Raw genomic sequence first — 1,358 nt, 5'->3', positions numbered from 1 at the left:
TGAACCGCCCCGGTGAGTCGGGAGACTCAGTGGTTTGAGAGCTCCAGATCCTGCTGGGCCTCGTTTTGAGCGTAGTAGGCCGCTTCGAGGTCGGCCGGTGGGATGTCGCCGCAGTACTCGTAGAGGCGGCGGTGGTTGAACCAGTCGACCCACTCGGCGGTCGCGATCTCGACGGCGTCGAGGGTGCGCCACGGACCGCGTGGTTTGATCAGCTCGGTCTTGAACAGGCCGTTGATCGACTCGGCCAGCGCGTTGTCGTAGGACGATCCAACCGAGCCGACCGACGCGGCGATGTTCGCCTCGGCCAAGCGTTCGGTGTAGCGGATCGCAGTGTACTGCGACCCGCGATCCGTATGCGCCACAACGGAATCCAGCGAATGACCCTCACGTTCCCGCGTCCAGACGGCCTGCTCCAGCGCGTCCAGGACCAGCTGGGTAGACATGCTCGACCCACACCGCCAGCCGATGATCCGCCGCGCGAACGCGTCAACGACGAACGCGACGTACACCCATCCCGCCCATGTCGACACATAGGTGATGTCGGCGACCCAGAGCCGATTCGGAGCGAGCGGGGCGAAGTCGCGCCGGACCAGGTCACGCGCCCGCGGGCCGGCCGGGTCCGCGATGGTGGTGCGCTTGACCTTCCCGCGGACCGCGCCGGTCAGGCCGTCCTCGCGCATGAGCCGTTCGACCGTGCACCGGGCCACTGGGATCCCTTCGCGGTTGAGCTGGAGCCACACCTTCCGCGCGCCGTACACCCCGTAGTTGCCGGCGTGGACTCGTCGGACCTCCTTCAGCAGCAGCGCATCCCGGTGCTCACGAGCCGTGGCGAGCCGGTTCACGTGCGCGTAGTACGTCGACGGGGCGATCGGCAGCCCGTGCTCGCTCAGCACGGTGCAGATCGGCTCGACACCCCATCGCAGGCCACCGTTGTCGCACTCCTCACGGTGCCCTGCGTGCTCGCGGATGAACTCCACGATCAGCGGGAGGGCCGGTCGAGCTCGGCTCCGAAGAAAGCCGCCGCGGCCTTCAGGATCGAGTTCGCGCGGCGTAGCTCGGCGTTCTCTCGTTTCAACCGTTTGACCTCGGCCGACTCCTCGCTGGTGACGCCCGGACGGGCGCCTTGGTCGACCTGGGCTTGGCGCACCCACTTGCGGACGGTCTCTGCGGTGCTCACCCCGAGCAGCTGCGCGACCTTCGTCATCGCCTCCCAGTCCGTGGCGTGATCGCCGCGGATCTCCTCGAACATCCGCACCGCCCGAGCCTTCAGCTCAGGCGGGTACCTCTTGGACGTGTTCCCCGGCATGACTCCAACCTTCCCAAGGTTTGGAGTCTCCCGACATGCCGGGGCGGTTCAG

Annotated in this window: 1 protein-coding gene; it reads right to left on the bottom strand. The window is 67.5% G+C overall.

Annotation, left to right across the window (positions count from 1 at the left end; translation table 11 throughout):
- Positions 1-26 precede the first annotated feature (26 nt).
- Positions 27-1,306 (bottom strand): IS3 family transposase gene (locus tag NR112_RS22225; RefSeq protein WP_256796465.1). Its coding sequence is split into 2 segments (ribosomal slippage): positions 27-1,018 and positions 1,018-1,306, totalling 1,281 coding nucleotides; the frame shifts between segments, so codons are not numbered across the junction.
- Positions 1,307-1,358 lie beyond the last annotated feature (52 nt).

Source organism: Terrabacter sp. Ter38, from assembly GCF_024519435.1.
GTDB lineage: Bacteria > Actinomycetota > Actinomycetes > Actinomycetales > Dermatophilaceae > Terrabacter.
This window is presented reverse-complemented; position numbering and strand designations above follow the sequence as displayed.